A 3,778-nucleotide genomic window follows, 5' to 3' on the forward strand; every position below is an offset into this window, starting at 1 on the left:
CCCCCAACCCCGCCCCGCGCTGTGGTCGGTGAAGGACACCGCTGCCTTCCTCCGGGTACCTCCGAAGACGCTTTATGAGTGGCGGTACAAGGGCGACGGTCCCCCGTCCCACCGCGTTGGCCGGTACGTGCGTTACCTGCCCGACGAGGTCCACGCCTGGGTCCTCACCCAGTAACCCCCCACCTCGGAAAGGAGAACCCCTGATGGCTCGCGCGTGGGTCTACGACCGCACACAGGACAAGGCGTACAACGAGGCCGTGAAGAAGGCCAAGGACGCCAAACGCACACCGCCCGCCCGCTGGCTGGTCCGCTACTACAACCCCGCTGGCCAGATGAAGAGCGGTGGAACCTTCAAGAAGAAGCCGGACGCGGAGAAGAAGCGAATCGAACTGGAGGATCAGCTCAGCGCGGGGACCTTCCGTGACCCGTCCGAGGGGAAGGCCACGGTTGGTGAGTTGGCTGAGAAGTGGCTCAAAGCTCAGCATCATCTGAAGCGGTCCACACGCGGTGACTACCGCGAATACCTCGACAACTACGTTCTTCCGGAGTGGGGGAGCACCCCCGTGAACCAGGTGAGTTTCGAGGCGGTCTCTGACTGGGTGAGCCGACTGATCAACGAACCCGGCAAGCGTGGCGGCAAGCTGAGCGCCTCCTACGTGCGCAAGGTCTACTACACGCTGTCTCACGTTCTCGGCTGGGCTGTGAAGTCCCGGCGGATCATGGTCAACCCCGCCAGGGAGGTAGCGCTACCGAAGATCGTTCCCGGTAGACACGTCTACCTCGATCACGTCCAGGTCGAACGGCTCGCCTCGTGTGCCGGTGAGTATCGGGGCCTGGTTCTGCTGCTCGCCTACACCGGCCTTCGGTGGGGAGAGGTCGCCGCGGTGAAGGTCGGTCGGATCGATCTGAGGCGGCGACGGATCCACATCGAGGAGACTTACGGGCGGGAGTCGGGGAAGCTGTACCTGGAGACTCCGAAGAACCACGAACAGCGGGCTGTTCCGATCCCCGGGTTCCTCCTCAAGGAACTCCGTGCCCTGTGCAAGGGGAGGGACGCTGACGAACTGGCGTTCACCGCTCCCCAGGGCGGGCCGCTGCACTACGACAACTTCCGGCGCCGCGTCTTCAACCCGGCTGTGCAGGGGGCCGAACTCTCCGAGTTGGGGGTGACGGCTCACAAGCTCCGGCACACGGCCGCGTCGCTGGCGATCGCCTCGGGGGCGGACGTGAAGGTCATTCAAACGATGCTCGGGCACAAGACGGCGACGATGACCCTCGACACCTACGGGCACCTGTTCCCGGACCGACTGGACGAGGTCGCGCGGAAGATGGGGGACAAGCGGGCCGCCGCCCTTCGGAAGGCGGACACCCCGAAGGGAGGAAACCCGACCGTGCCGCGTGATGACGCGGGCAATGTGCACCATATGTGCAACGGCCACCCGAGGCGCTTGCCTGGGTGGCGTCGTAATGTCTTCTACCTGCGCAAAGATGAGTGGAGCCAAGGGGAGTCGAACCCCTGACCTCCGGTATGCAAAACCGGCGCTCTGCCAGCTGAGCTATGGCCCCTGAACCCAAGGAGAGCATACCTTCATCGGAAGGCGGTCCCGGTCACAGGGACCGCGAAGCCGTGGGTCGCACCACGGGAACAACCGGCACACCCACGTCTTCGTGTCACTGACGGACGAGCGCGGGACACCCCGCTCGTCCGCCGTGCGATCAGCTGTCGCTGGCCGCCGTGGCCTCGGTCCACAGGTCGAGCTCGGCGCGGTCCGCCTGGATCTTGCGGTAGACGGCGAAAGCCCCGAGGGCCACCAGCGCCAGAATGATGATCTTCTTCACTGTCTGGACCCTTTCATCGAGTTCCAACAACACGAGCGCCCGCCGACTGCGGGAGCTCCACAGAGAACTTTATGATGTTGTCACCAAGAGACTAGCAAGGGATCCGACCCGTGGCTCAGGTGAGCAGGGCCATGCGGCGCAGGATCCCGACCGTGGCCTCGGGAGACGCAGAGATACGGGTCAGTTCGGACCACACGCGTTCACACGAGCCAACCGCATCCTCCGCCTCCACGATCCCACCACCCTGGGTCGCCTCCACGTAGGCCAGTGCCGCCTCGCCCTCGTCGAACTCAAGAACGGAGAACGGGCCCGCCATTCCGGGGTGGGGCCCGGCCGAGGTGGGGAGGAGCTGGATCGTCACACGCTCCGAGACGGCCAGTTCGAGCATCCGGGTGGTCTGGGCCCTGAGCAGCGCCAGGTCCGAGGAGATGCGTTGAAGGGCGTCCTCCTCGACGACGGCGTGGTAGCGGACCAGCCCGCCGCCGTCGAGCACCTCCTGACGTTTGAGCTGAGCCGCGACCATCCGCTCGGCGCCCTCCTCCCCGTGGCCCAGGGCTCGGGCGACGACAGCGGTGTAGTCGGGGACCTGGAGGAGGTCGGGGACGAGGATGCCCGAATAGACGCGAACGGACACCGCTCCAGCCTCGTTGCCCACATAGGCTGACGGAATCACGTCTTCGTACTCGGTCCACCACGGCCTCAACCGCGACTCCCGCACCAGGGTGAGGATGGCCTCGCGCTGACCACCGGTGACCCCGTACAGGTGCAGGAGGGCCGAGATCTCCATCACCGAGGGCCACTTGCGGATGCCGGTCTCGATATGGCCGAGCTTGGCCGGTGACCACTCAAGCTCCTCCGCCACGTCGCTGAGGGTCATACCGGCCGCCACGCGGCGACGGCGGAGTTCGGCGGAGAGTCGACGACGGCGAACCGTGGGGCTGCTCATGACACGGCTCCAATGACGCAGAGTGAAGGTGTGCCCCCCAGCGAAACATGGCATCTAGCATCTAGCAATGCGTTTCTAGAAATAGGACGTCACACGCGCCCCATATGTCGCGGGAAAAAACCGCGTACGATGGACACGCGTTCCCGCACACGTAGAGGACATCCATGAACCACCCCATCGACGACGCCGAACAGCTGATCGCGAACGCTGAGGCACAGATGCCGCCGAGCACGCGCTCCCGCCTGATCGCGAAACTCCGCATGGGGAAGCACCTCGACGACGCCGCGTCCGAGTTGGAGATCACCGCCAGAGCGGTCTTCGCGACCGCGCGCATCCTCCAGTCCTTCGGCGACCAGCTGGACGCGACACTCATGGAGCAGCGCGACCCCAGCCTCCCGCACGGCACCGTCACGGGCTACAACAAGCGCTGTCGCTGCCCAGAGTGCCGGAGCGCACTCCAGCAGCACGTGTAGTGTCCACGTTCGGCCAGAGCCACGACCTGCGCCAACACGTGTCAACCCATACTTCCCGAACGAATAGGCCGCTCGCAGGCTTATCGGCACGCAGTTTGGGGACATCGCTCAACATGAACGAGCACGTGGACTGGTCGGCGATGAGCGAAGAGGACTTCGTTGCGCTGCTGCGGCAGCTGATCGACACCCCTGAGGCCGACGAGGATCAGTAGCACCGGGAAGTCAGTAGCACCGGGAAGAGTTCCCGGAGGCGGCCCCGTGGCGATCGGTGGTGCTCGGGCGTGCCCGTCTCGCGGCAGCCGACCCGGCGCCGATCGAGCATCCCTCATCCCCTGTGCTCCGGAGAGCCGCCGGGGCGCCGGCCGCGTCGGCTGCACGTGACGAATCCGTGCGATGCTGTCGATGCCCTTGAATTCACAACCGCACAAGCGTGCGCACGAGAAAAGGGGCCGCCCCCAAGGACGACCCCCTCCCCAACAAAAAACCGTGGCAGCGACCTACTCTCCCACCCCACCACAGG

Annotated in this window: 5 protein-coding genes and 1 tRNA gene; 3 read left to right on the forward strand and 3 right to left on the reverse strand. The window is 65.5% G+C overall.

All coding sequences use genetic code 11. The features are described 5' to 3' along the window. Window positions 1–19: 19 nt before the first annotated feature. Together BJF83_RS01170 and BJF83_RS01175 are read left to right on the forward strand one after the other, a co-directional pair. Window positions 20–175 (forward strand): AlpA family transcriptional regulator, encoded by a 156-nt coding sequence (locus tag BJF83_RS01170; RefSeq protein ID WP_075924833.1) that lies wholly within the window; start codon window positions 20–22, stop codon window positions 173–175. A gap of 28 nt (window positions 176–203) precedes the next feature. After that, a complete protein-coding gene (locus BJF83_RS01175; protein WP_075924830.1) occupies window positions 204–1,520 on the forward strand; it encodes a site-specific integrase in 1,317 nt (438 codons plus the stop codon). Here the strand turns inward: BJF83_RS01175 and BJF83_RS01180 are convergent. The 3 genes from BJF83_RS01180 to BJF83_RS01185 all read right to left on the reverse strand — a co-directional run bounded on the left by BJF83_RS01180 (window position 1,494) and on the right by BJF83_RS01185 (window position 2,716). Next, window positions 1,494–1,566, reverse strand: a tRNA-Ala gene (locus BJF83_RS01180). The genes BJF83_RS01175 and BJF83_RS01180 overlap by 27 nt on opposite strands. A 150-nt stretch (window positions 1,567–1,716) precedes the next feature. Next, the gene (locus tag BJF83_RS28195; RefSeq protein ID WP_262391221.1) at window positions 1,717–1,839 is read right to left on the reverse strand and encodes a DLW-39 family protein; all 123 of its coding nucleotides are present in this window, start codon (window positions 1,837–1,839) and stop codon (window positions 1,717–1,719) included. 115 nt (window positions 1,840–1,954) lie between these two features. Continuing rightward, a complete protein-coding gene (locus BJF83_RS01185) occupies window positions 1,955–2,716 on the reverse strand; it encodes a helix-turn-helix transcriptional regulator (RefSeq protein ID WP_262391222.1) in 762 nt (253 codons plus the stop codon). Window positions 2,717–2,949: 233 nt separating this feature from the next. Here BJF83_RS01185 and BJF83_RS01190 point away from each other — a divergent pair, with 233 nt between their 5' ends. Further along, window positions 2,950–3,258, forward strand: a complete 309-nt coding sequence (locus BJF83_RS01190) for a hypothetical protein (protein ID WP_075924832.1) — start codon at window positions 2,950–2,952, stop codon at window positions 3,256–3,258. Window positions 3,259–3,778 lie beyond the last annotated feature (520 nt).

Origin of the sequence: Nocardiopsis sp. CNR-923 (genome assembly GCF_001942255.1) — a bacterium.
GTDB lineage: Bacteria > Actinomycetota > Actinomycetes > Streptosporangiales > Streptosporangiaceae > Nocardiopsis.